The organism is Methylobacterium sp. Leaf106 (assembly GCF_001422895.1).
Lineage (GTDB): Bacteria > Pseudomonadota > Alphaproteobacteria > Rhizobiales > Beijerinckiaceae > Methylobacterium > Methylobacterium bullatum.
In genome coordinates this window covers 128,146-152,095 of record NZ_LMNB01000003.1, presented here as the reverse complement: position 1 = coordinate 152,095, position 23,950 = coordinate 128,146, and the positions used below count along the sequence as shown (strand labels likewise).

Here is a 23,950-nt window from a genome sequence, read left to right as displayed (position 1 = left end):
CGCGTCATTCTTGCCTTTCCGGGACGATCGAGGTCTCGGTCATCCTCGCCTCTCGGCCGGACCGGCAGCGGCAGATCATCGACGGACGGGACCCGGATGCGCTTCATCCTTCGTTTCTTCGGCTTCCTGTTCAGCATCGGGGCGATGTTGTTCGTGCTGCTGTCGGCAGCCGGCGCGTATTTCTATTACACCTACAGTCAGGATCTGCCCGATCACGCCGCCCTCGCCAATTATGAGCCGCCGGTGATGAGCCGCGTCCACGCAGCGGATGGCAGCCTGCTCGCAGAATATGCCAACGAGCGCCGGCTCTACCTGCCGATCCAGGCGATGCCGAAGATCGTCGTGGCCGCCTTCCTCTCGGCCGAGGACAAGAACTTCTACAAGCATGGCGGCATCGACCCCGAGGGGGTCGTGCGGGCGATCTTGACCAACGCCAAGAGTGGCAAGAAGCAGGGCGCCTCGACCATCACCCAGCAGGTGGCGAAAAACTTCTTGCTCACCAACGAGCAGACCTTCGACCGCAAGATCAAGGAGGCGTTGATCGCCCTGCGGATCGAGTCGGCCTACTCCAAGGACAAGATCCTTGAGCTCTACCTCAACGAGATCTTCCTCGGCACCATCGTGCCTGGCCGCAACCTGCACGGGGTCGCCGCCGCCGCACTCGATTATTTCGGCAAGTCCGTCCACGAGTTGACGATCAACGAGGCTGCCTATCTGGCCGCGCTGCCGAAGGGCCCCAATAACTATCACCCCTATCGTCAGACCCAGAAGGCCCTCGACCGACGCAACGAGATCATCGGCCTTATGGCCGTGAACGGCTACATCACGAAGGAAGAAGGAGAAGCCGCGCGTAAGATGCCGCTCGGCGTCAACCCGCGCGTCGCCTTCGCCAACGCCGCCAATGCCAACTACTTCACGGAAGAGGTTCGCCGCGAGATCACGGAACGCTACGGCGAAAAGAAGCTCTATGAGGGTGGGCTCTCCGTGCGCGCCACCCTCGATCCGAAGATGCAGGCCTGGGCGCGCAAGGCGCTCGTGGATGGCCTTATCCGTTACGATCAATCTCACGGATGGCGGGGAGCTCAGGCGAAGGTCGATCTCGTCGGCCGCGATTGGGGTCTCGCCGTGGCCGAAGTGCCGGGCCTCGGCGACGTCCAGCCTTGGCGCCTCGCCGTCGTCCTGAGCACGACGGGAGGCGTGGCTCAGATCGGCTTGCAGCCCCGCCGCGAGGCATCCGGTCAAGTCTCGAAGGAGCGTGAGACCGGCACTATCGCCGCCGACGGCACCCGCTGGACCGGACGCTCGCCATCGGCAGCGCTCAATGCCGGCGATGTCATCTATGTCGAGGCCATCGACGGGGGACGCGGACAGTACCGGCTGCGCCAGCGTCCGGAGGTCTCCGGCGCCATCGTCGCCATGGATCCCTATACCGGACGCGTCCACGCCATGGTCGGGGGATTCTCCTATGACGAGAGCCAGTTCAATCGTGCGACGCAGGCCCAGCGTCAGCCGGGCTCGTCGTTCAAGCCGATCGTCTACTCGGCCGCCCTCGACAACGGTTACACGCCGTCTTCGATCGTACAGGACTCGCCGATCACCATTGAGGCCGGTCCCGGCCAGGAAGCGTGGTCTCCGTCGAACTACGACGGCAAGGCGGGCGGCCCGCATACGCTCCGCTACGGGATCGAGCATTCGAAGAACCTGATGACCGTGCGGCTGGCCAAGGATGTCGGCATGCCGCTCATCGCCGAATACGCCCGCCGCTTCGGTGTCTACGACGATATGCTCCCCGTCCTGCCGATGTCGCTCGGGGCGGGCGAAACGACCGTCATGCGCATGGTCACCGCCTATTCCATGCTGGCCAATGGCGGCCGCCGTATTCGTCCGACCCTCATCGACCGCATCCAGGATCGTGTCGGCGAAACCATCTACAAGCACGACAACCGAAAGTGTCTCGGCTGCGACGCTGAAAAGTGGTCCGGCCAGGACGAGCCGAAGCTGGTGGATGATTCGGAGCAGGTCCTCGATCCACTCACTGCCTACCAGATGGTCTCGATCATAGAGGGCGTCGTCCAGCGCGGCACCGCGACCTTGCTGAAGCAGATCGGCAAGCCGCTCGCCGGCAAGACCGGCACGACGAACGATGCCAAGGACGCGTGGTTCGTCGGCTTCTCGCCGGACCTCGCGGTCGGAGTCTATATCGGCTTCGACAAGCCGCGCTCGCTCGGCGACCGCGCCACCGGTGGCGGTCTCGCGGCGCCTGTGGCCCTCGACTTCCTGAAACAGGCCCTCAAGGACAAGCCGCCGACACCGTTCCGTGTGCCGCCCGGCATCAAGCTGATCCGCGTCAACGTCGCCTCCGGCATGCGCGCCGGCTCCGGCGAAGGCTCCGGTACGATTCTCGAGGCGTTCAAGCCGGGCACCGCCCCGCCCGACGCCTATGTCGCGGCGCCGGCCGCTCCCGCCGCCGTTCCGGCGGACGCCGACCGTGCGGCACAGGCTGGTGGATTGTACTGAGAGCGAGCTCCGCGGGGATCCCATCCCGGGTCATCGGGCGCTGCCTGCGCGCGATGACTCAAAAGCCGCAGGAAGCCGAAGCGATCATGGAGCCGGCAACGAGGAATTGAGAACCCGTCTCGGTCCGGCCTTGCGCCCCATCCGATCCGGCGGTTTTGCCGGGTGATGGGAACGCCTTACTCAAAAGGAAGCCCGCACGCCCCCGAAGAAGCTGCGACCGACGCCGGGGTAGAAGGCGGTCGGATTGCCGCCCATCGTCACTGCGTTGTTCACCACCGCCACGTCAGAGACGTAACGTGTATCGGCGAGATTGCGGGCGTCGAGGAACAGCGACACCCCATTCGAGAAGTCGATGCCGGTTTGGACGTTGATCAGCGTGTAGCCGGGCACCTGCAGGGTGTTGGCATGATCCGAGAAGGCGCCTTGCGGCACCCAATCCACCGAAGGGCTGAGGTGGAAGCCGCTCGGGTGGGTATAGGTGACGACGCTGCGCAGCACGTCCCGAGGGATGCCGGCGATTTGATTGTCGCCAAAGACCGGATCGCCGACGAACCGTAAATCGTTATGCGTCCAGATCTGCGACGCCGAGATTCGGTCGCCGACCCCGGTGAGGTCACGGATGATGTCGAGGGAAACGGCCGCCTCGACGCCCTGGTGGATCGTGCGCGGCGAATTGAAAGTCGCCGCAGGGATGTTGCGACCCGGATCGACAGAAAAGTTGATGAGCTCGTCCCGGACTTCCGAGCGATAGAGCGTCACGTCCCATGCGAGGCGGTCAAGGCGGCCACGTGTGCCAGCCTCGTAGGTCCAGGCCCGCTGGGCCTGAAGCGGCACGAATTGCGTCGTCGTCCCAATCGTCTGGGTCAGATCGGTGAAGTCCGGCACGTCGCGGGAGCGGGTGATGTCCGCGAAAACTTGGATGTCGGGCAGCGGCTGCCAGATCAGTCCGAGCTTCGGGTTGATCCCCTGATAGGTCCGGTTGTCGAATTTCACCGCCGGGTTTGGGCCGAAGCCGCCCTTGTCGCTATAGGTCCGGTTCGAGGAGAACGCCTTCGCCCCGGTCATCAGAGCGACATCCGGCAGGAACCAGAACCGGTTCTCGCCATAGGCCTCGTAGTTCGAGGAGCTCTGAAGCGCGTTCAGGGTCTGCGCGCCGCGCTGTCCGGCGACGTTTCGGAACTGCAGCGCCGAGTTCTGCCCGGCGAAGGCACGAAGGCCGAGGATCGTGTCGTTGCGGTATCCGCCGATGTCGAAGGTGCCGGTCCAATGCGGGGAGATGCCGTAGGTCCACCCGTCCTGGTCAATGACCTCAAAGATCGGGTGATAGAGCGATTTGTGGATCGCCCAGGTGTCGATATCGAGCTTGCCCACATCGAGGGCGAACGACGTGCGATTGGCCACCCGCTCCGTCTCGACTTTGCGCGACTGGTTGCCCGAAATGGCGCTCGGATTGGCCATGGTCGGGTTGTCGAGCGCGTCCCAGAGTCTGAGCGTTCCGGGCAGCTTCTGATCGGTGAGGTAGATGCCGACGTAGAACCGCGTCTCGACACCGGGTGCGAGCCGGTAGCCGACATTGGCGTTAAAATTCTGGGTCCGCTGGGTTTCGTGGTCGCGAAAACCATCGGAATTGGTCAGCGTGCCACTGATGAGGAAATCGGCTGGGCCGGAGATCCGCGAGAATTGGAAGTGCTCTCGGATAGTGCCGAAGCTGCCGCCATCGACGCGCAGGATGTTTGGCGCGAAGGCCGTCTGGGCAGTGGGCGTGACAAAGTTGATTGCGCCGCCCAGGGTCGTCGCACCGAAGGTGAGCGCGTTGCCACCCTTATAGACTTCGACAGAGCGCAGAGCGAGCGGATCAATCTGGTAGAAGTCACCGCTGCCGTCCGCCGAGTTCACCGGGATGCCATCCTGCAGCAGTTCCAATCCACGCAGATGGAAGCCGCGCGAAATGCCCGAGCCGCGCACCGACAGGCGCATTTCCTGACCGTAGCGCTGCTGCACGAACACGCCGGGCGTGTCCTTCAGGACGTCGCGTAGGGTATTGGCGTAGCGATTCTGGAAGTCCTTGGCATCGACGAAAGCCACGGAACCGACAGTAGCGTTCACCGCAGCCCGCTGTGCGGCAACGCTCGGCACGGTGAGTGAACCGGGCGTTGTCCCTTGAACGCTAAGCTCGGGCAGTTCTGCATTCGCCACGCCCTGAGCGAAGGCGGATGTGGAGGAGAAGAGGATGAGCGCGAACGCCCCCGGAAGACGTGACGACGGCATGGCAGGAAGCTCCGGATCCCACGCCATGAAACACTCCGCCCTATCGAGGCAGAGGAGCGGCGGGTCCTGAAAGAGAAAGGGAGTGCGCGCGATTGGCGAAACCGCCAAAGCGCGAAGCCGGTCCGGAATCGGACGCTCAGTGCTGGTGTTGTCCGGCCGCCGGTTCGCTTGCTGCAGGCGCGTTCGGTGCCCTGGCACCAATGGGCGCGACGGCGAAGGTGACCGGTACGGTGCCCGCGCGCTCGAACACCAAGTTCCCCAAGATCGTTTCGCCGACTTTTGGCGATGCCTTCAGCCCCTCGAACATCAGGTGATAGCTGCCGGGCTTTAACTCCACGGTCTCGCCGGGCTTCAGGAGAAGTCCGCCTTCCACCACGGCCATCTTCATCACCCCGCCATCCATCGTCATGGAATGGATCGACCCGGATGCAGCGATGGAGACGGAAGCGGAGATCAACTTATCCGCCAGTTTGCCGGTATTGCTGATTCGGACATATCCACCAGCGACGGTGGCGCCGCCGGGCGTGGCGCGCATCCACGGCGTATCGATGGTGAGGTCGCCGGCCTTGATCTGGCCCGAGGAGGATGACGCCGCGCGCGACGGTGCCAGGGCCTGAGCCGCGACGATGGTGACGCCCGGTGCGGGGGATTTCAGCGCATGGGCGTCCTGCCCCGGCGCGGGGATGTCTCTCCAGCGATAATTGCCATTCGTGCAATCCTGCTCGACCGGGAAGTACACGGTCTCGCCGGGTGCGAACGCATCGGAGATGCGGGCAAGGAAGGTGAACTCGTCGACCTGATCGTCCGGCAATTGGCCACCACTCCAGGTGATGGTCTTCACCCCTTTGGAAATGTCGCCGTGATAATAGGGATAGGCCTTGGCGTAGGGTCCTCTTTCCGTTGTCACACTCCAGCCCGGCTTCGGCATCGGCTTAGCGCCGATGACACCCTCAGGAATCGTGACGCTCACCCGATTGGTCGGTTCGCCGTTGCAGCCATGGGTGACTTGGACCACGCCGCGATAGCTCGCGTTCGGGCTTGCCTCCGTCCGCTCCATCGTGGCGTGAGAGAAGGCAGCGCCGGTAGGGAGGGTGACGAGGAGCCCCGCGGCAAGCTCCGACCACAAGATCCGTTTCATGATGAATGTCCGTGTCTGAAGGAATCGAAGTATCGAATCGCTTCAGGCCGCGGGTGGACCTCGCGGATGGGGGATAGAACCCGGTGGCCCGCGTGCACCGAGGTCGGCTACGTCGCGCCAGATCAGATGGATGACGGACGGGGCCGGCCAGACGATCGCGCTCGACGCGAGCACCGGTTGATCAGCTGACACCATCGCGACTGCCGACGTGCAGCAAAGCTTGTGGCCGATGTGGGACGAACCGTCCGGCTGCTGCGCGGCGAGTTCGCCATCCATCAGGCCAGAACAGATCGGATCGGCATGACCAGCCGCGGGGAGTGGCATCAGAGTCGCAAGGAAAACCTGCAGCACGAACGCATAGAGCGCGATCACCGCCGTGATCACGCGTCCGCCGCCCGCCGCTGAATCTCCCGACATCATACCTCCAGCGCTTACCCCAACGGACATGATCCCGCCATACCGTCGACGAGGCGTGGCGCCGTGATGTTGCATGTGCGCTGCAGTACAGGACAAGCGGAGATTTAATCTGACGGCGCCACATTCTAGCCCGGACCGCATGACTTCTTAACCGTGCCCCGACACGTTCGCGGCACAGGACTTTCGGTGGCCGTTCTCAATCACGGCCATGCCCCGACGGCCTCGTGCCGCTTCACAGGTCAGATCAGAGTTTCCGTCCGATGCTGAAACAGGCTTACCCCATCCGCTCATTGGGTCTCGTACTCCTTGCCGGCGTCGCCGCCTTCGCCCAAACCGCCTCGGCACGGGAGCAGGCCGGTTTCGCCCAGGCCGAGTGGGCGCAGGATTACGCTGCACCCTCGGCTATGCAGGTGCAGCGTTCCTCGACGCCGATCCTGTCGCCGCAGACGATTGCGGCCACGGAACAGATGGTCGAGCGCTACAAGGACATCGTGGCGCGCGGCGGCTGGAGACCGGTCTCAGGCGCCGATCGGCTACGCATCGGCAGCAAGGGACCGGCAGTGGCGGCTCTGCGCCAGCGCCTCACGGTGACGGGAGACCTCGACTCCGCCTCCGGCGGATCGAACGTGTACGATTCCTATGTGGCCGCCGGCGTGAAGCGGTTCCAGGCCCGACATGGCTTGAGCCAGACCGGCTCCATGAGCCCGGCCACCCAGCAGGCCATGAACGTGTCGGCCGACATTCGCCTGAAGCAACTCGAGGTGAATGCCGTCCGCCTGCGCTCGTATTCGGGCAACCTCGGCAACCGCTTCGTCATCACGAACATTCCCGCCGCCCTGGTCCAGACGGTGGAGAACGGCCAGGTCGTGACCCTGCACGCCGCCGGTGTCGGCAAGATCGATCGCCAGTCGCCGATCATGAACACCAAGGCGACGCAGATTAATTTCAACCCCTTCTGGACGGTGCCGGCTTCCATCGTGAAGAAGGACCTCATCCCCAAGATGCAGAAGGACCCGAACTACCTCACCGAGAACAAGATCCGCATCTTCACCGGTGAGACCGAGATCTCGCCGGCCTCGGTGAACTGGAATTCGGACGAGGGCACGCGCTACCGCTATCGTCAGGATTCGGGCGCCGACTTCAACTCGATGGGGATCGTGCGCATCAACATCCCGAACCCCCACGGCGTGTTCATGCACGATACGAACTCCAAGGGCGTGTACGGCGACGACTTTCGCTTCATTTCCTCGGGCTGCGTCCGCGTTCAGAACGTGCGCGAGTACATCACCTGGCTGCTCAAGGACACGCCCGGCTGGGGCCGCGACCAGGTCGAGCAGGCCATCGAGAGCGGCAAGCGCGTCGACGCAACCCTCAGCACCCCCGTGCCGGTTTACTGGACCTACATCACCGCTTGGGCGACGCCGGACGGCTCGGTGCAGTTCCGCGACGATATCTATAAGCGCGACGGTGTGAATGTTCCTTCGACCCTCTCGGCCCCGACCCCTGTGGCCAGCGCCGAGCAGGTGCCGAGCTTCGAGCCGGGCGACGAGGAAAACTGATTTCTCGGCGCGACAATCGCAGCCTGAATATGGGCGAGATCCGGCACCGGGTCTCGCCCGAATCGTTGTGGATGGAGCAAACCGATCATCCGAGCGTTGCGAGGCGTTCTTCGGCTCCTGCCGCGTACAGCGTGATTTCGGCCGCCACAAGGATGGCGCGGATGCCGTCGAAACGAGATCCCTTCAGCTACAGAACCGACCCGGCCGTCCCATCATTCGCGGATGACCGTCCGATCATTATTTTCGACGGGCATTGTGCGCTCTGCGTCGGCTGGATCCGGTTCGTCATGCAGCGTGATCACGCCAAACGATTCCGGTTCCTTTCGGCTCAGTCGGCACTAGGACGGGCGCTCTACGCACATTACGGCCTCGATACGGATCGATTGGAGACGAACATCCTGCTGTGCGAAGGGCGGGCTTGGTTCAAGCTGGAGGGATCGATACGGATTGCCAGCAGTCTCGGCTTCCCCTGGTCCTTGGCTGCGACGCTGCGGCTCATTCCGACGCGCGGGCAGACGGCATTGTACGATCTCATAGCCAACAGCCGCTTCGTGCTATTCGGGCGGAAAGACGTCTGTCATAGGCCCGCCCCTACCGACGCGGATCGCTTCCTGGCCTGAATGACCGGCACTGGCTTGGCCAGCGCCCAATCCGCCCTTGCTAGGAGCCGGCGCGGTTGCTTCCACACTCGACACATAATCTGCGACCCAAAGCTGCAGGCCGCGACGTGGCAGACCCTGCAACGCCTTGTGCTCCCTGTCATTCACCACCGTGAATACCGAATGCACCGAAATTTTTTTGGCCGAGACTACAAATTAGCTGTGCTTGGCCTCTCTCGCTGGCCCGTGTAGTAAATTGCACATCGAGCGTCCGCCTGCTTAACGCCAGCGGATAACGGACGCCTTCGCCCGTTCAACAATCGAGGCCTTCCATGAGCGCCGGTACCGCTGCCGACAAGCACTTCTCGAATTCCTTTTTCAATGCGTCCCTGGCCGACGCCGATCCGGAAGTGGCCAAGGCCGTCAGCCAGGAACTCGGCCGGCAGCAGCATGAGATCGAGCTGATCGCCTCCGAGAACATCGTCTCGAGGGCGGTGCTGGAGGCCCAGGGGTCGGTCCTCACCAACAAGTACGCGGAAGGCTATCCCGGCCGTCGCTACTACGGTGGCTGTCAGTTCGTCGACATCGCCGAGAACCTCGCCATCGAGCGCGCCAAGCGCCTGTTCGATTGTGGCTTCGCCAATGTGCAGCCGAATTCGGGCAGCCAGGCGAACCAGGGCGTGTTCATGGCTCTCATGCAGCCGGGCGATACCTTCCTTGGCCTCGATCTCGCCGCCGGCGGCCACCTCACCCACGGCGCGCCCCCGAACGTCTCGGGCAAGTGGTTCAAGCCGGTCTCCTACACCGTGCGCCGCGACGACCAGCGCATCGACATGGAGCAGGTCGAGGCCCTCGCACACGAGCACAAGCCCAAGGTGATCATCGCCGGCGGCTCGGGCTATCCGCGCCACTGGGACTTCGCCAAGTTCCGTGAGATCGCCGATGCCGTCGGCGCATATTTCTTCGTCGACATGGCCCATTTCGCAGGCCTCGTGGCAGCCGGCGTCCACCCGTCGCCGTTCCCGCACGCGCATGTGGCCACCACCACCACCCACAAGACTCTGCGTGGCCCGCGCGGTGGTATGATCCTGACGAACGACGAGGCGCTCGCCAAGAAGTTCAACTCGGCGATCTTCCCCGGCCTCCAGGGCGGTCCGCTCATGCACGTCATCGCCGGCAAGGCAGTTGCCTTCGGCGAGGCGCTCAAGCCCGAGTTCAAGATCTACGCCAAGCAGGTCATCGAGAACGCCAAGGCCCTCGCCGACACCCTGATCACGGGTGGCTACGACATCACCTCGGGCGGAACCGACAACCACCTGATGCTCGTCGACCTCCAGAAGAAGGGTCTGACGGGCAAGGCGGCGGAGGCGGCCCTCAGCCGCGCCGACATCACCTGCAACAAGAACGGCGTTCCGTTCGATCCGCAGAAGCCCACCATCACCTCGGGCATCCGCCTCGGCACCCCGGCCGGCACCTCGCGCGGCTTCGGCGTCGCCGAATTCAAGCAGATCGGCGGCTTCATCGTCGAAGTACTCGACGGTCTGGTGGCCAAGGGCGATGCCGGCGATCCGGCCATCGAGGCCGCGGTCAAGGACAAGGTCCACGCCCTGACCCACCGTTTCCCAATCTACGGCTGAGACGTTCGACGGCGGGTGCACCCGCCGTCACCGACATGATAGAGACGGCCGCGGATTCCCATATCCGCGGCCGTTCTCGTTTTCTCACCAACCATGCAGGTATCCGCCCGATGCGGTGTCCCTATTGCGGCGGGCCCGACACCCAGGTGAAGGATTCGCGACCCAGCGACGATTCTGCTGCGATCCGACGCCGTCGGGTCTGCCCGGATTGCGGAGGCCGCTTCACGACCTTCGAGCGCGTGCAGTTGCGCGAACTCACCGTGCTCAAGCGCTCGGGCAAGCGCGTCCCGTTCGATCGTGACAAGCTGCAGCGCTCCATCGGTGTGGCCCTGCGGAAGCGCCCTGTGGACCCGGAGCGGATCGAGCGGCTGGTCAGCGGCATCACCCGGCAGTTGGAAAGCGGCGGCGAGGCCGAAATCGCCAGCGAGGCGATCGGCGAACTGGTGATGGAGGGGCTCAAGGGTCTCGACGACGTGGCCTATGTCCGGTTCGCCTCGGTCTACAAAAATTTCCGCGAGGCCAGTGACTTCAAGGCGTTGCTCGGCACCCTGGGGGAGACCTCCGGCATTGCGCCGCTTCAAGACGAAGAGGCGAGCGATGAATCGCCTCTCAGTGAGGTTCTGCCGCCCAGCGCGAGTCCGCCGGCCAAACATCCGTTGAAGCGCGCAACGCGGGTGCGGTTATGAATTCCCCTGAGACGAACACTCACCAAGATCGTCGCTTCATGCGCCTCGCCCTGGCGATCGGCAGGCGAAATCTCGGGCGGACCTGGCCCAATCCGTCAGTCGGTGCGGTTGTGGTCGCAGGAGAGACGGGCAGAGAGCGCGTGATCGCACAGGGCGTAACGGCTCCAGGGGGGCGCCCGCATGCCGAGCCTCTCGTTCTCGCCATGGCCGGCGAGGGCGCGCGCGGGGCAACGCTTTACGTCACGCTCGAACCCTGCTCACATCATGGAGCCACCCCTCCTTGCGTCGACGCCATCATCGCGTCGGGGATCAGCCGCGTCGTCACGGCGATAGAAGATCCGGATTCCCGAGTGGCGGGCAGGGGCCATGCGCGCCTCGCCCAGGCGGGTATCGCCGTGACGCAGAATGTGCTCCGGGACGAGGCCGCGAGAGATCATCGCGGCCATTTCACCCGCGTCACGAAAGGGCGCCCTAGCCTGCATCTCAAGCTCGCCCGCACGCAGGACGGCTTCGCGTCTGGCGCGCCGGATGAGCGCCTGCGCATCACCGGTCCCATCGCCGATGGCGCGGTCCATCTGTGGCGCGCGCATGCCGACGCGATCCTGGTCGGGATTGGTACGGCACGGGCTGACGATCCGTCACTGACGGTGCGGCTGCCCGGCCTGTCGCAACGATCGCCGCTGCGCATTGTCCTCGATTCGACGCTGCGTCTGTCGCCGGCCTCGCACCTCGTGCGTAGTGCGCGCGACATCCCGACTCTGGTGATGACGACACGGTCGGCCCCGATTCATGCCAAGCGGATGCTTGCATCCTTCGGCGTCGAGACGATCCAGGTGACAGCGTGCTCGAGTGGCCGGATCGACCTGTCTGCAGCTCTCGCACGTCTGGCAGAGCACGGGCTGACTCGAATCTGTTGCGAAGGCGGTCCGCATCTTGCCGATTCCCTGGCAGCTGCCGATCTGGTCGACGTCTGCACCCTCGTTACCGGCCCGCGCGCTATCGGTGGAGGGGGCCTGCCGGCCGTTGGTGAGGCGTTGAAGGCCCGCCTGCTCGAGCCCAGCTTCAACGTCACCGAAACTCGCGCGTTCGGACCGGACCAGTCTGTCACCTACGAACGGAGCGTCTAGATGTTCACCGGCCTCGTCAGCGATGTAGGAACGGTCCTCAGCGTCGAGGGGGATGAGCGTCTGCGCCACATTCGCATCCGATCCTCGTACGATCCGGCGACCCTCGCTCTCGGTGCGTCGATCGCATGTTCCGGCCCCTGCCTCACCGTGGTGGCGATCGAGCCAGACCCCCAGGGTTGTATCTTTTCTGTCGATGCAGCTGCCGAAACTCTCGCGCGGACCACCGTCGTCGGCTGGGCTGAGGGCACGCGGCTCAACCTCGAACGTTCGCTGAAGATTGGCGATGAGCTCGGCGGCCATCTTGTCACCGGGCATGTGGACGGAGTGGCAGAGGTCGTCGCCCGCGAGAGCGTGACCGGTGGCACCGGCGATCCGCAATGGTCGCCGAGCGACCGTTTTCTTCTGCGCGGACCGTCGTCCGTGTCGCGCTTCATCGCGGAGAAGGGGTCGGTCTGCCTCGACGGCACGTCGCTGACCGTCAATTCCATCGATGGCGACCATTTCTCGGTCCTTCTCATCCCCCACACCCTGGAGGTGACGACCTGGGGTGAGCGCCAAATCGGCGACCGGCTGAATCTCGAGGTCGACCTCATCGCCCGCTACGCGGCCCGGCTGTTCGAGAAGCGTGCCTCATGATGCGCTATCTTGTGATACCGCACCCTTCGGTCTATCGCTCGCCGAGCGGCCGCCAAGTCGCCGACCCAAGCTCCTGATGCAGTCGGTCGCAAGATTTCGAACCGGGCCAACCCGGTCGTACTGGGTGGTGACGCCAACGATCCGCGCTCGAGGCTCACTCGTCACGTCGGTGCCGATGTCGCCCTCCGCCACTACAGACAAGGCCCACGATGGTTTCGCCTTCACCAGCCGCTCGCCCGGCCCCCCCCACCAACGTAAAGGGCGCGCGTGTCCTCGTGGTGGAAGCGCGCTACTACGACGACATATCCGATGAACTCCTCGCTGGCGCGCAGGGTGCGCTCGACGCGGCGGAAGCGGAGGGTGTCGTCGTGACAGTGCCGGGTGCTCTCGAGATTCCCGCAGCCATAGCGATCCTAGTGGAGGAGGCAGCTCGCGCGGGGCAGCCCTACGACGCCGCCGTCGCCCTTGGCTGCGTCATTCGTGGTGAAACCGGCCATTACGACATCGTGGCAACCGAGAGCGCGCGAGCACTCATGGATTTGTCGGTGATCGGGCGACTGCCCCTCGGCAACGGCATTCTGACGGTGGAAACGATGGAGCAGGCGCTCGCCCGTGCTCGCGTTTCCGACCTGAACAAGGGTGCGGGCGCCGCGGATGCGGCCTTGGCCGTGCTGGCGCTGAAACGCGCTGCAGCCGCCGCACCCGTGGGAGAGGATTGAGAAGCCCATGGCCAAGACGATCGAGCGCAGCGGCGCACGCCTCACCGTTGTGCAGGCGCTCTACGAGATGGAAATTTCCGATAAGGGCGTCATCGAAGCGCTCGCCGAGTTCGAAGCCTATTGGATCGGCCGTGACATCGATGGCATCGAGCAGCCGCCCGCGGAGATCGCTTTCTTCCGCGACCTCCTGCGTGGCGTCGTCGAGGAGCAGCGCGCCATCGATCCTCAGCTGGACAAAGCCCTGTCCAGCGGCTGGCCTCTGAAGCGCATCGAGGCGGTCTTGCGCGCCATCCTCCGTGCTGGAGCCTACGAAATCATGTTCCGCAAGGACGTGCCGGCACGTGCCGCGATCTCGGAATATATCGATGTGGCTCACAGCTTCTATGCCGGCGACGAGCCCGGCATGGTCAACGCCGTCCTCGACAAGGTCGCCCGCGAGGTTCGTGGATCGGAATTCGCCGGGCTTCCCGGTTCCGGGCGCGCTTGAAGACAAATCCCCCCGCCTCCCGCCCCACGGAAGATGGGCTGATCGCGCGCTACTTCGCGCCGTTGGCGGGGCATGGTGCCGATGGGTTGCGCGACGACGCCGCCACCCTGGCGCCGAGTCCCGGCTGCGATCTCGTCCTGACCGCCGACGCGATCGTCGAGGGCGTCCACTATCTGCCCGATGATCCCCCTGCCTCGATCGCACGCAAGGTGCTCGGGGTGAACCTGTCCGACATCGCGGCGAAGGGCGCGACGCCGCGCGGGTTCCTCCTGACCCTCGCCTTGCCCGACGATTGGACCGAAGACTGGCTTGCCGGCTTCGCCACTGGCCTGAGCGAGGCGGCAATGGCGTTCGGCTGCCCACTCCTCGGAGGCGATACCGTCCGCTCGGCCGGTCCCGCCCTCATCGGGGTCACCGCCATCGGCGAGGTATCGCACGGCGGTATGGTCCGGCGGATGACGGCCGAGATCGGCGACATCCTCTGCGTCAGTGGCACGATCGGTGATGCGGCGCTTGGCTTGCGGCTTCTCGACGGCTCCATGCCGAAATGGGGCGAGCACCTCGGATCGGCAGCGCGCGGCGTTCTCATCGACCGCTACCGCCATCCCAGGCCGCGTATTTCCCTCGCGCGGAGCTTACGCCGCCATGTGCGTGCTGCGATGGACGTGTCGGACGGACTCGCCGGCGATCTGACGAAGATGCTGGCGGGAGGTGGCCGCAGCGCCGAGATCATCCTCTCGGACGTACCGCTGTCCGATTCCGCACGGGAAGCGCTCGCTCTCGACCCTGGGCTCATCCACACCATCGTCACCGGTGGCGATGATTACGAGATCCTCTGCGCCGTGGCACCGAACCAAGTCGACGCCTTCATCGACGAGAGCCTTGCCGTCGGCATCCCGCTCGCACGGATAGGGACTGTCGTAGCCGGAGATCGGGCGCCCGTTTTCCGTCGGCCGGACGGCAGCGAACACGCCTTCACCACGCGGTCGTTCAGCCACTTCTGATCGCTCGGAGCCTGGCGGAAAGAGCGCCAATATCTGGCAAAACACCTGCGTCGTCGCGTCGACCTTGCCAGCATCCGGAAAAGAACGCCACACTCCGTCCCAAAGTGGCCGTCAGGCTACAAGTCCGCGCTGCTTTGATCCGGTCTGCCGGCGGAGTGGCAAACCGGGATCGAACGCATGACTTCAGGCTCCACACCGGCCCCGGCCACCTCCCTCGACGACGGCATCGTTGCCACCGCGGAGGCGTGTCTCGGCCAGGTGGGACAGGCGCGAGACGCCATTCACAAGGTCATCTTCGGCCAGGAGAAGGTCGTCGACCTTGCCCTCATCACCATCCTGGCCGGCGGCCACGGTCTCCTCGTCGGCCTTCCGGGCCTCGCCAAGACCAAGCTGGTGGAGACGCTCGGCACCGTGCTCGGGCTCGACGCCCGCCGGGTGCAGTTCACCCCCGACCTGATGCCCTCCGACATTCTCGGCACCGAGATCCTCGACGAGGACCAGGACCGCCGCCGCTCGTTCCGCTTCGTGCGCGGCCCGGTCTTCACGCAATTGCTGATGGCGGACGAGATCAACCGGGCCAGCCCGCGCACCCAATCCGCTCTGCTGCAGGCGATGCAGGAGAATTTCGTCTCGGTGGCGGGCGAGCGTCACGACCTGCCGCGCCCGTTCCACGTGCTGGCGACGCAGAACCCGATCGAGCAGGAGGGCACTTACCCGCTCCCGGAGGCGCAGCTCGACCGTTTCCTGCTCGAGATCGACGTCGGCTATCCCGATCGCACCGCCGAGCGCCGGATTCTCATCGAGACCACGGGCGTCGGCGACCACACCCCACAGGCGGTGATGTCCACGGAGGCGCTTCTCACGGCGCAGCGCCTCGTGCGCCGTCTGCCGGTGGGCGATGCGGTGGTGGATGCGATCCTCGATCTCGTCCGCTCCGCGCGGCCGGAAGGAGGGGACCCTTCCCTGAAGGGCAAGCTCCTGTGGGGGCCTGGCCCCCGCGCCAGTCAGGCGCTGACGCTGGCGGTGCGGGCCCGGGCCTTGATCGAAGGCCGCGTCGCCCCCTCAGTGGCCGATGTGAAGGTGCTGGCCGAGCCCGTGCTCAAGCACCGCATGGCCTTGAGCTTCGCTGCGCGCGCCGACGGTGAGACCGTGCCGGGGATCATCGCCCAGCTGGCCGCGAAGCTTTAACAGTATGATCGCCACCCGGATTCTCGACGCGGCCCAGCGCGCTCCTGGGCGACACGAGACCGAAGGCGCACTCTCTCTCGCCGAGCGGATGCCGCGTCTGATCCTCGAATCGCGCCGTGTCTCCTCGACGCTGGCGCATGGCCTGCACGGCAGACGGCGGGCGGGGCAGGGGGAGAGTTTCTGGCAGTTCCGGCCCTTCGTAGCGGGCGAAGCGGCGGCGCGGGTGGATTGGCGCCGCTCCGCCCGCGACGACCGGTTGTACGTGCGCGAGCGCGAATGGGAGGCGACCCACAACATCTGGTTCTGGATCGACCGGTCCGCCTCCATGGGATTCGCGTCGAGCCTCGGTCAGGGCCCGAAGGTCGAGCGCGCCCTCGTGCTCGGCCTCGCCGTTGCCGACGCCCTGGTCGAGGGGGGCGAGCGGGCGGGGCTTCTGGGTCTCACCAGGGCCACGGCCTCACGCCGCATCGTCGAGACCATGGCGCAGGCTCTGGTGGCCGACAAAGCCGGTCTTGAGCAGGACATGCCGCCGCGCGCCACGCCGGGCCGCTTCGACGAGGCGATCCTTGTCAGCGATTTTCTCTCGCCGCTGGAACAGCTTAGAGAGGCGGTGGGCTCCCTGGCGGGCTCCGGCACGAGAGGCCATCTCGTCATGGTGGTCGACCCGGTGGAGGAGACCTTTCCCTTCGCGGGCCAGGCCGTGCTGCACGACCCCGAGACCAAGATGAGCCTCGATATCGGCGACGCGGCGTCGTGGGGGGTGGCCTATCGCACCCGAATCGCCGCGCATTGGGACGGACTCGCCGAGATCGCCCGTGCCCAGGGCTGGACCCGGACGATCCATCGCACCGACCGGCCGGCGAGCGAGGCGGCCCTGCGTCTCCTCACGCTGGTCGCCGCCGCGCGCGGGACGGGGTGAGGAGCAGCACATGTTCGGATTGCCCCTGACCTTCGCCGCGCCGCTGGCGCTCGCGGCGCTTATCGCATTGCCGGCATTGTGGTATTTGCTGCGGGTGACGCCGCCTCGGCCGCAGCGGATCGAGTTTCCACCCCTGCGGATCATGGCCGACCTGCTGGCCAAGCGCGAGACGCCGGCGCGGACCCCTCCCTGGCTGCTGATCCTCCGGATGATCGCCGCGGCCTGCCTGATCCTTGCGGTCTCCGGGCCGGTCTGGAACCCGTCTGGCACCGGCGCGACCTCCGGGCGGACGCCGCTCATCGTCATGATCGATAACGGGTTTTCCGCCGCGCATGACTGGCGCGAGCGCATGCGCGCCGCCACCGACGAGATCGAAGCGGCCTCGCGGGACGGTCGCCCCGTGGCCGTGGTCGCCCTCGCCGACGCCGACGCCCCGGCGGCGTTGGAAGCGAAGACGCCCGCCGCCGCCCTGGACCGGCTCCGGGCCGTCGCGCCGCGCTCCCATCTACCGCAACGCGACGTCCATTTGACCGCCATCGGAGCCTTCCTCGACCGCCATCCGGCGGTCGCTGTGGTCTGGATCACCGATGGCGTTGCGGGTGCCGCATCCGATGCGTTCGGCAAGGGTTTGTCCGATGCGTTGAACAAAGCCGGCGCCCGTCTCACCATCCTGCGCGCCGACCGGCCACCGGCTCTGGCCCTCACCGCGGCCGAGAGCGGCGGCAAGCTCAGCGCCCATGTGCTGCGCGCTTCGGCCAATGGCCGCGATGCCGGCTTGGTCCGCGCCCTCGACCAGAAGGGCCTGCCCCTGGCCGAGCACGATTTCCGCTTCGCCGACGGGGCCACCGAAACCGAGGTCACGTTCGAGCTCCCCGTAGAGCTCCGCAACGGCATCAGCCGGCTGGAGATCGCCGCCGAGGGCTCGGCCGGCGCGGTGACGCTGATGGACGAGCGCGGCAAGCGCCGACGGGTCGGCCTAGTCTTCGGCGGCACCAACGATCAGGCCCAGCCGCTCCTGGCCCCGACCTACTATCTCTCCCGCGCGCTCACCCCCTTCGCCGACGTCCAGGAGGCACGCGGGGCCAAGGGGGTGGCCGAATCCGTCGGGCAGCTCCTCGACAATCAGGTCTCGGTGCTGGTCCTCGCCGATGTGGGCGCCCTCGACGAGGCGACCATGCGCCGGGTGGCGAGTTTCGTGAACGAGGGCGGCCTGCTGCTGCGCTTCGCCGGGCCGCGCTTGGCGGCCGGCAACGACACCCTGGTACCGGTGCGCCTGCGCCGGGGCGGCCGGACCCTGGGCGGCACCCTGTCCTGGGACAGCCCCAGGACGCTCGCGACCTTTGCCCCGGAGAGTCCGTTTGCCGGGCTGGTGCCACCGGCGGATATCGGCGTGCGCCGCCAGATCCTTGCGGAGCCGGATGGCGACCTGCCGGGGCGGACCTGGGCCTCGCTGCAGGACGGCACGCCCATCGTCACCGCCGAGAAGCGTGGCAAGGGGCAGATCGTGCTGTTCCACGTCACCGCAGACACGACCTGGTCGAACCTGCCGCTCTCCGGCCTGTTCATCGACATGCTGCGCCGCGTGGTCGCCCTGTCGGGCAGCGCGTCTCCGAATGGAGGGGAGGGGTCGGCGCGGCCCGCCGCCGCCGTTCTGGCGCCCCGCCTCACCCTCGATGGGTTCGGGGCGCTGGGCAGCCCGCCCGCCGGCGCCACGGCGGTGCCGGACGATTACGGCGAGCGCGCCAGCCTCGAACACCCGGCCGGGTTCTATGGCCCGGCCGATGGCGGAGTCGCCGTGAACGCGCTCCGGCCCGACGACCGGCTGAAACCCCTCGACCTGTCGGCCTTCACCGACGCCCGCACCGGTTCGCTCACCGGGGGAGACACCCTCGACTTGCGCGCCACGCTGTTTACCGTGGCGCTGATGCTGCTGATCCTCGACACCCTCGCCGGCCTCTGGCTCGGCGGTCTCTTCAACCGCTCGCGCGGGGGGCTGCTCGGACGCTTCGCCGGACGGGCGGCGGCACTGCTCATCGTGGCCGGCATCGGCATCATGGGTGCGCCGCGCGGCGCGCATGCTCAGGAGGGCGCGCGGCCGAACACGTTCGACTCCGCCCTCGCCACCCGTCTGGCCTACGTCGTCACCGGCGACGAGGCGACGGATACGGCCAGCCGCGCCGGGCTCAACGGCCTGACCCAGATGCTGGCCAGCCGGACCGCCCTGGAGCCTGGCGACCCGATCGGCATCGATCCGGGCAAGGACGAGCTCGCCTTCTATCCGATCATCTATTGGCCCATCGTCGCGAGCCGCCCCCAGCCGAGCGAGGCCGCGATCCGCCGGATCGACGCCTTCATGCGCAACGGCGGGACGGTCCTGTTCGACACCCGCGACGCGCTGACCGCCCGGCCGGGCGGCCCGCCGACACCGGAGGGGGCCTATCTGCGCAAGATGCTCTCCACCCTGGAAGTGCCCGAACTGGAGCCGGTTCCGGCGGACCACGTGCTCACCAAGGCCTTCTACCTCGTGGACAATTTCCCCGGCCGCTACGCCACCGGCCAGACCTGGGTCGAGACCCTGCCGCCCGCCGGAGACGGGGCCGAACGCCGCCCCGCGCGGGCCGGGGACGGCGTCTCCCCCATCGTCATCACGGGCAACGACCTCGCCGCCGCCTGGGCGGTGGGCAAGCGCGGCGAGGCGCTCTACCCCATCGTCGGCGGCGACCAGCGCCAGCGCGAGATGTCGTTCCGCGGCGGCATCAACCTCGTGATCTACACGCTGACAGGCAACTACAAGGCGGATCAGGTCCACGTCCCGGCCCTGCTGGAGCGGTTGGGACAGTGATGGCCTTTCAGACTGCGTATCGGGTCGGGCTCGTCCCTCCCCCCTTTGCGGGGGAGGGTGGTCGCGGAGCGATCGGGAGAAGGGGCGACCTCTCCGGAGATGGACCACACCTCACCCCAGCCCTCTCCTGTCAAATAACCATGAGCGATATCCGTCCCTCCGACCTCATCCTGAGGCCCGGGAGCGCAGCGGAGGCCTCGAAGGAGGCCTCCAGTCCACTCGGAGGGTACTGGAAGGCTCCTTCGAGGCCCGCCATGCGGGCACCTCAGGATGAGGTGGTTGGGTTGGAGACCGTGGGAAGCCGAAACTCGGAGGCCGCTAGCCCATGCTGAGCCTCAGTTTCACCCCGCTCATCCCGTGGCCGGTCATCGCGGGCTTGGGCGTTCTGGTGGCGATCTTCGTCGTTCTCGCCTTCGTGGCGCGGGGGCGCACGGCGGTCCTGCGGGCGCTGGCCCTCGGGCTCGTGCTGCTGGCCATCGCCAACCCGTCCCTGGTGCGCGAGGATCGCGAGCCGGTGAAGGACATCGCGGCCATCGTCGTCGACCGGTCCGGGTCGCAAAGTCTCGGTGACCGCCCGGCCATGACCGATACGGTCCGGGCCGAATTGCAGCGGCGCTTCGGCTCGCTCACCAACATCGAGCCGCGCTTCATCGACGTGCCCGACGCCAAGGACGGCGACGACGGCACCAAGCTGTTCACGGCCCTGTCCCAGGGCCTCGCCGACGTCCCGCCGGATCGGCTCGCCGGGGTGGTGATGCTGACGGACGGCGTGGTCCATGACATCCCGGCCAACGTCGCGGCGCTCGGCATCAAGGCGCCGCTCCATGTCCTCGTCACCGGACATCCCGACGAGCGCGACCGGCAGATCAAGCTGATCGAGGCGCCGCGCTTCGGCATCGTCGGGCGCGATCTCACCATCCGCGCCGAGGTGATGGAGCGGGGCGGCACCGGCAGCGCCACCGTCACCGTGCGACGCGACGGCGAGGAGATCGGACGCCGCACCTTCCCCACCGGTCAGCCCTTCTCACTGACCACCAAGATCGAGCATGGTGGCCCCAACGTCGTGGAAATCGAGGTCGAGCCGCTGCCGGGCGAGTTGACCACGATCAACAATCGCGCCGTCCTGCCCATCGAGGGCATCCGCGAGAAGCTGCGCGTGCTCCTCGTCTCGGGCGAGCCGCACCAGGGTGAGCGGACCTGGCGCAACCTGCTGAAATCGGACGCCAACGTCGATCTCGTCCATTTCACCATCCTGCGCCCACCGGAGAAGCAGGACGGCACGCCGATCTCCGAACTCTCGCTCATCGCCTTCCCGACGCGCGAATTGTTCGTCCAGAAGATCAAGGATTTCGATCTCATCATCTTCGACCGCTACGCCAACCAGAGCGTGCTGCCCTCGGCCTATTTCGACAACATCGTCCGCTATGTCCGCGATGGCGGCGCGCTGCTCATCGCGGCGGGGCCGGAATTCGCCTCCTCGGCGAGCCTCGCCCGTACCCGCCTCTCCCAGATCCTACCGGGCGAACCCAATGGCCGCGTGGTGGAGCAGCCCTACAAGGCGGCGCTGACGGGCACCGGCACCCGCCACCCCGTCACCCGCGCCCTGCCGGGCTCGGAGGCCTCTCCCCCGGCCTGGGGCGACTGGTTGCGCATCGTCTCCGCCCAGACCAAGCCCGGCATCCAGCCGATCCTGCAGGGCCCGAACGCCCTGCCGCTCCTCGCTCTCTCGCGGGAGGACAAGGGCCGTGTCGCCCTTCTGCTTTCCGACCACGCCTGGCTCTGGGCGCGCGGCTATCAGGAAGGCGGCCCCTATCTCGACCTGCTGCGCCGCCTCGGCCATTGGCTGATGAAGGAGCCGGCCCTCGAAGAGGAGGCCCTGCGGGCGCAGACGACGGGGCATGGCCGCGAAGTCCGCGTCGAGCGCCAGACCATGGCCGAGACCACCGAGCCCGTCACCGTAAAGGGGCCGACCGGACCCGAGCGGACGCTGACCCTCACGGCCGGGGAGCCCGGCCTGTTCAGCACGACCTTCGAGGCCACGGAACTCGGGCTCCACACCCTGCGCTCCGGCTCGCTCATCGCCTTCGTCAGCGTCGGACCGCCGAACCCGCGCGAGCTCACCGACGTGTTCAGCGATACCGAGCGTCTGAAGGCCCTGGCCGAAGGGACCGGCGGCTCGATCCGCCGCCTCGCCGATGCGGGCGGGAGCACCGTCGTGCCGCGCCTTCAGGCCGTGCGCAGCGGGCGTCTGGCCGGCGCCGACTGGATCGGCTTCCGCCCGAGCGACAGTGCCGTCATCCGCGGCGTCGAGGTCTACCCCCTGGCGCTCGGCCTATGGGCGCTGGTGGCTTTGGCCGGTGCGGTGCTGGCGATGTGGCTGGTTGAGGGCCGGCGCGGGCGGGTGGCGTAGGTCTCCGACCCTCCCCCCTCTGCGGGGGAGGGTGCCTGCGGAGCAGGCGGGAGAGGGGGCGACCTCTCCGAAGATGGCGTTCCCCTCATCCGACGCGCTTCGCGGGCCACCTTCTCCCGCAGAGGGGAGAAGGAGTGGCGTGCGTCTCACCCTCTGGGGAGGGTCAGCCTCGCGTCTCACCGCCGAGGGTTGCGGGCGGACGAACGGGCCTGACGGTCCCCGATACCGTCTCCAAGGCACCCGGACGGAGCTCGAGCCAGAGGAATCGCGCGGGATCCACCGGTCCAGGCGGCAGCAGGCGGCCCGGCGGCACGGGCGTGAAGCCGAAGCGGCGGTAATAGGGCGCGTCACCCACCAGAACCACGACGCCGTGGCCGCCTTCCCGCGCGGCGTCGAGGCTCGCCCGCATCAGCGATCCGCCGATGCCGCGTTGTCCGAAGCTCGGATCGACGGTGAGCGGTCCGAGCACGAGGAGCGGGCCGCCCGCCTCAGCCGGAGCGACTCGGACCGAGCCGACGAGATAGGTGCCGACCAGCGCGGTGAAGCAGAGATCGCCCAGGGGCACTGTGCCTTCGCGCAGGCGATAGGCGGTGCGGGCGAAACGTCCCGGCCCGAAGGCGCGGGCATGGAGGCGTTCGATGGAATCGGCATCGCCCGGCCGCTCGGGCCGGATGACGAGGGGCAGGCTCGTCATGTGGCGCGAGCGGAAAAGTCGATGCGCGGGTCGATCCAGGTGTAGATCAGGTCGGAGAGCAGGTTCACCGCGAGCCCCATCAGCGAGAAGATGTAGAGCGTGGCGAAGACGATGGGGTAATCGCGCCCCACGATGGCGGTGAAGGACAGGAGCCCGAGCCCGTCGAGGGAGAAGATCGTCTCGATGAGCAGGGAGCCGGCGAAGAAGGCCGAGATGAAGGCGCCGGGAAAGCCCGCCACGACGATCAGCATGGCGTTGCGGAAGACGTGCCCATAGAGCACCCGCCGCTCGGTGAGGCCCTTCATCCGCGCCGTCATCACGTATTGCTTGCGGATCTCGTCGAGGAACGAGTTCTTGGTGAGCAGGGTCGAGGTGGCGAAGGCGCCGAGCACCAGGGCGGTGAGCGGCAGCGTCATGTGCCAGGCGTAATCGACGATCTTGCCCCACAGGGTGAAGGTCTCCCAGCCCTCGCTGGTGAGGCCACGAATCGGGAAGACCTGCAGGAACGAGCCGCCGGCGAACAGGATGATGAGGGCGATGCCGAACAGGAAGCTCGGGATGGCATAGCCGACGATGACGATGCTGGAGGTCCACAGGTCGAAGCGCGAGCCGTCCTTCACCGCCTTGCGGATGCCGAGCGGGATCGAGATCGCGTAGGACAGCAGCGTCATCCACAGGCCGAGGGAGATCGAGACCGGCAGGCGCTCGCGGATCAGCTGCAGCACCGACACATCGCGAAAATAGCTCTTGCCGAAATCGAAGGTGGCGTAGTCCCACAGCATCTTGGCGAAGCGCTCGGGAGCCGGCTTGTCGAAGCCGAATTGCTGTTCGAGCTTCTTGATGAAGGCCGGGTCGAGCCCCTGCGCGCCGCGATAGCGCGAACTCGCCTCCGAGCCGCCGCCGGCCGAGCGCCCGCCGCCGCCGAGATCGCCGGCCCCGCCGGTGACGCGGGACAGGCTACCCTCGTTCTGGCCCTGCAGCTGCGCCAGCACGCGCTCCACCGGCCCGCCGGGGGCGAACTGCACGATGACGAAGGTGATAAGCATGATCCCGAAGATCGTCGGGACCATGAGGGCGATGCGGCGCAGGATGTAGGCGAGCAC

At 66.6% G+C, this 23,950-nt stretch carries 19 protein-coding genes; 14 read left to right on the top strand and 5 right to left on the bottom strand.

Annotated features, from left to right (window positions below):
* Nucleotides 1-96: 96 nt before the first annotated feature.
* Nucleotides 97-2,517 carry a penicillin-binding protein 1A gene (locus ASF34_RS05295; RefSeq protein WP_056159361.1) on the top strand — a complete coding sequence of 807 codons (2,421 nt, stop codon included), beginning with the start codon at nt 97-99 and terminating at the stop codon, nt 2,515-2,517.
* 180 nt (nt 2,518-2,697) lie between these two features.
* Here the strand turns inward: ASF34_RS05295 and ASF34_RS05290 are convergent, their stop codons facing one another.
* From ASF34_RS05290 to ASF34_RS05280, 3 genes are all read right to left on the bottom strand, one after another.
* Nucleotides 2,698-4,785: a TonB-dependent receptor family protein gene (locus ASF34_RS05290; protein WP_156465631.1), complete on the bottom strand. Its 2,088-nt coding sequence runs from the start codon at nt 4,783-4,785 to the stop codon at nt 2,698-2,700.
* A gap of 136 nt (nt 4,786-4,921) precedes the next feature.
* Nucleotides 4,922-5,923, bottom strand: coding sequence for a DUF1775 domain-containing protein (locus ASF34_RS05285; RefSeq protein ID WP_056159358.1), 1,002 nt, complete (start codon nt 5,921-5,923; stop codon nt 4,922-4,924).
* Nucleotides 5,924-5,965: 42 nt separating this feature from the next.
* Entirely contained in the window at nt 5,966-6,307 is a 342-nt protein-coding gene (locus ASF34_RS05280) for a hypothetical protein (protein ID WP_244478899.1), read from the bottom strand.
* Nucleotides 6,308-6,600: 293 nt separating this feature from the next.
* On the opposite strand from ASF34_RS05280, the gene ASF34_RS05275 reads away from it, so the two are divergent.
* The 13 genes from ASF34_RS05275 to ASF34_RS05215 all read left to right on the top strand — a co-directional run bounded on the left by ASF34_RS05275 (nt 6,601) and on the right by ASF34_RS05215 (nt 22,153).
* Nucleotides 6,601-7,899: a L,D-transpeptidase family protein gene (locus ASF34_RS05275; protein ID WP_026176088.1), complete on the top strand. Its 1,299-nt coding sequence runs from the start codon at nt 6,601-6,603 to the stop codon at nt 7,897-7,899.
* Between the two features lie 29 nt (nt 7,900-7,928).
* Entirely contained in the window at nt 7,929-8,519 is a 591-nt protein-coding gene (locus tag ASF34_RS05270) for a thiol-disulfide oxidoreductase DCC family protein (RefSeq protein WP_338011523.1), read from the top strand.
* A 311-nt stretch (nt 8,520-8,830) separates the two neighbouring features.
* On the top strand, nt 8,831-10,135 hold the full coding sequence (gene glyA, locus ASF34_RS05265; protein WP_018044703.1) for a serine hydroxymethyltransferase: 1,305 nt from the start codon (nt 8,831-8,833) through the stop codon (nt 10,133-10,135).
* 110 nt (nt 10,136-10,245) lie between these two features.
* A complete protein-coding gene (nrdR, locus tag ASF34_RS05260) occupies nt 10,246-10,821 on the top strand; it encodes a transcriptional regulator NrdR (protein ID WP_056159480.1) in 576 nt (191 codons plus the stop codon).
* Between the two features lie 38 nt (nt 10,822-10,859).
* Nucleotides 10,860-11,948, top strand: a complete 1,089-nt coding sequence (gene ribD, locus ASF34_RS05255) for a bifunctional diaminohydroxyphosphoribosylaminopyrimidine deaminase/5-amino-6-(5-phosphoribosylamino)uracil reductase RibD (protein WP_082494074.1) — start codon at nt 10,860-10,862, stop codon at nt 11,946-11,948.
* The gene (locus ASF34_RS05250; RefSeq protein WP_056159352.1) at nt 11,949-12,584 is read left to right on the top strand and encodes a riboflavin synthase; all 636 of its coding nucleotides are present in this window, start codon (nt 11,949-11,951) and stop codon (nt 12,582-12,584) included. It begins immediately after the preceding gene.
* Between the two features lie 209 nt (nt 12,585-12,793).
* Nucleotides 12,794-13,303, top strand: coding sequence for a 6,7-dimethyl-8-ribityllumazine synthase (ribH, locus tag ASF34_RS05245; protein WP_026176085.1), 510 nt, complete (start codon nt 12,794-12,796; stop codon nt 13,301-13,303).
* A 7-nt stretch (nt 13,304-13,310) separates the two neighbouring features.
* Complete coding sequence (gene nusB, locus ASF34_RS05240; protein WP_056159349.1) at nt 13,311-13,790, top strand: transcription antitermination factor NusB; 480 nt, start codon at nt 13,311-13,313, stop codon at nt 13,788-13,790.
* Complete coding sequence (gene thiL / locus ASF34_RS05235; protein WP_018044696.1) at nt 13,787-14,794, top strand: thiamine-phosphate kinase; 1,008 nt, start codon at nt 13,787-13,789, stop codon at nt 14,792-14,794. The genes nusB and thiL overlap by 4 nt, the downstream gene beginning before the upstream one ends.
* 177 nt (nt 14,795-14,971) lie before the next feature.
* On the top strand, nt 14,972-15,982 hold the full coding sequence (locus tag ASF34_RS05230; RefSeq protein ID WP_056159346.1) for an AAA family ATPase: 1,011 nt from the start codon (nt 14,972-14,974) through the stop codon (nt 15,980-15,982).
* A 4-nt stretch (nt 15,983-15,986) separates the two neighbouring features.
* Nucleotides 15,987-16,901 (top strand): DUF58 domain-containing protein, encoded by a 915-nt coding sequence (locus ASF34_RS05225; RefSeq protein WP_056159343.1) that lies wholly within the window; start codon nt 15,987-15,989, stop codon nt 16,899-16,901.
* A gap of 10 nt (nt 16,902-16,911) precedes the next feature.
* Nucleotides 16,912-19,743: a DUF4159 domain-containing protein gene (locus ASF34_RS05220; protein ID WP_056159342.1), complete on the top strand. Its 2,832-nt coding sequence runs from the start codon at nt 16,912-16,914 to the stop codon at nt 19,741-19,743.
* A 325-nt stretch (nt 19,744-20,068) separates the two neighbouring features.
* Nucleotides 20,069-22,153, top strand: a complete 2,085-nt coding sequence (locus tag ASF34_RS05215) for a hypothetical protein (protein ID WP_056159339.1) — start codon at nt 20,069-20,071, stop codon at nt 22,151-22,153.
* Nucleotides 22,154-22,316: 163 nt separating this feature from the next.
* On the opposite strand, the gene ASF34_RS05210 is transcribed toward ASF34_RS05215, so the two are convergent.
* Entirely contained in the window at nt 22,317-22,847 is a 531-nt protein-coding gene (locus ASF34_RS05210; RefSeq protein WP_056159336.1) for a GNAT family N-acetyltransferase, read from the bottom strand.
* Nucleotides 22,844-23,950, bottom strand: coding sequence for a microcin C ABC transporter permease YejB (locus tag ASF34_RS05205; protein WP_018044689.1), 1,107 nt, complete (start codon nt 23,948-23,950; stop codon nt 22,844-22,846). Before ASF34_RS05205 ends, ASF34_RS05210 begins: the two co-directional genes overlap by 4 nt.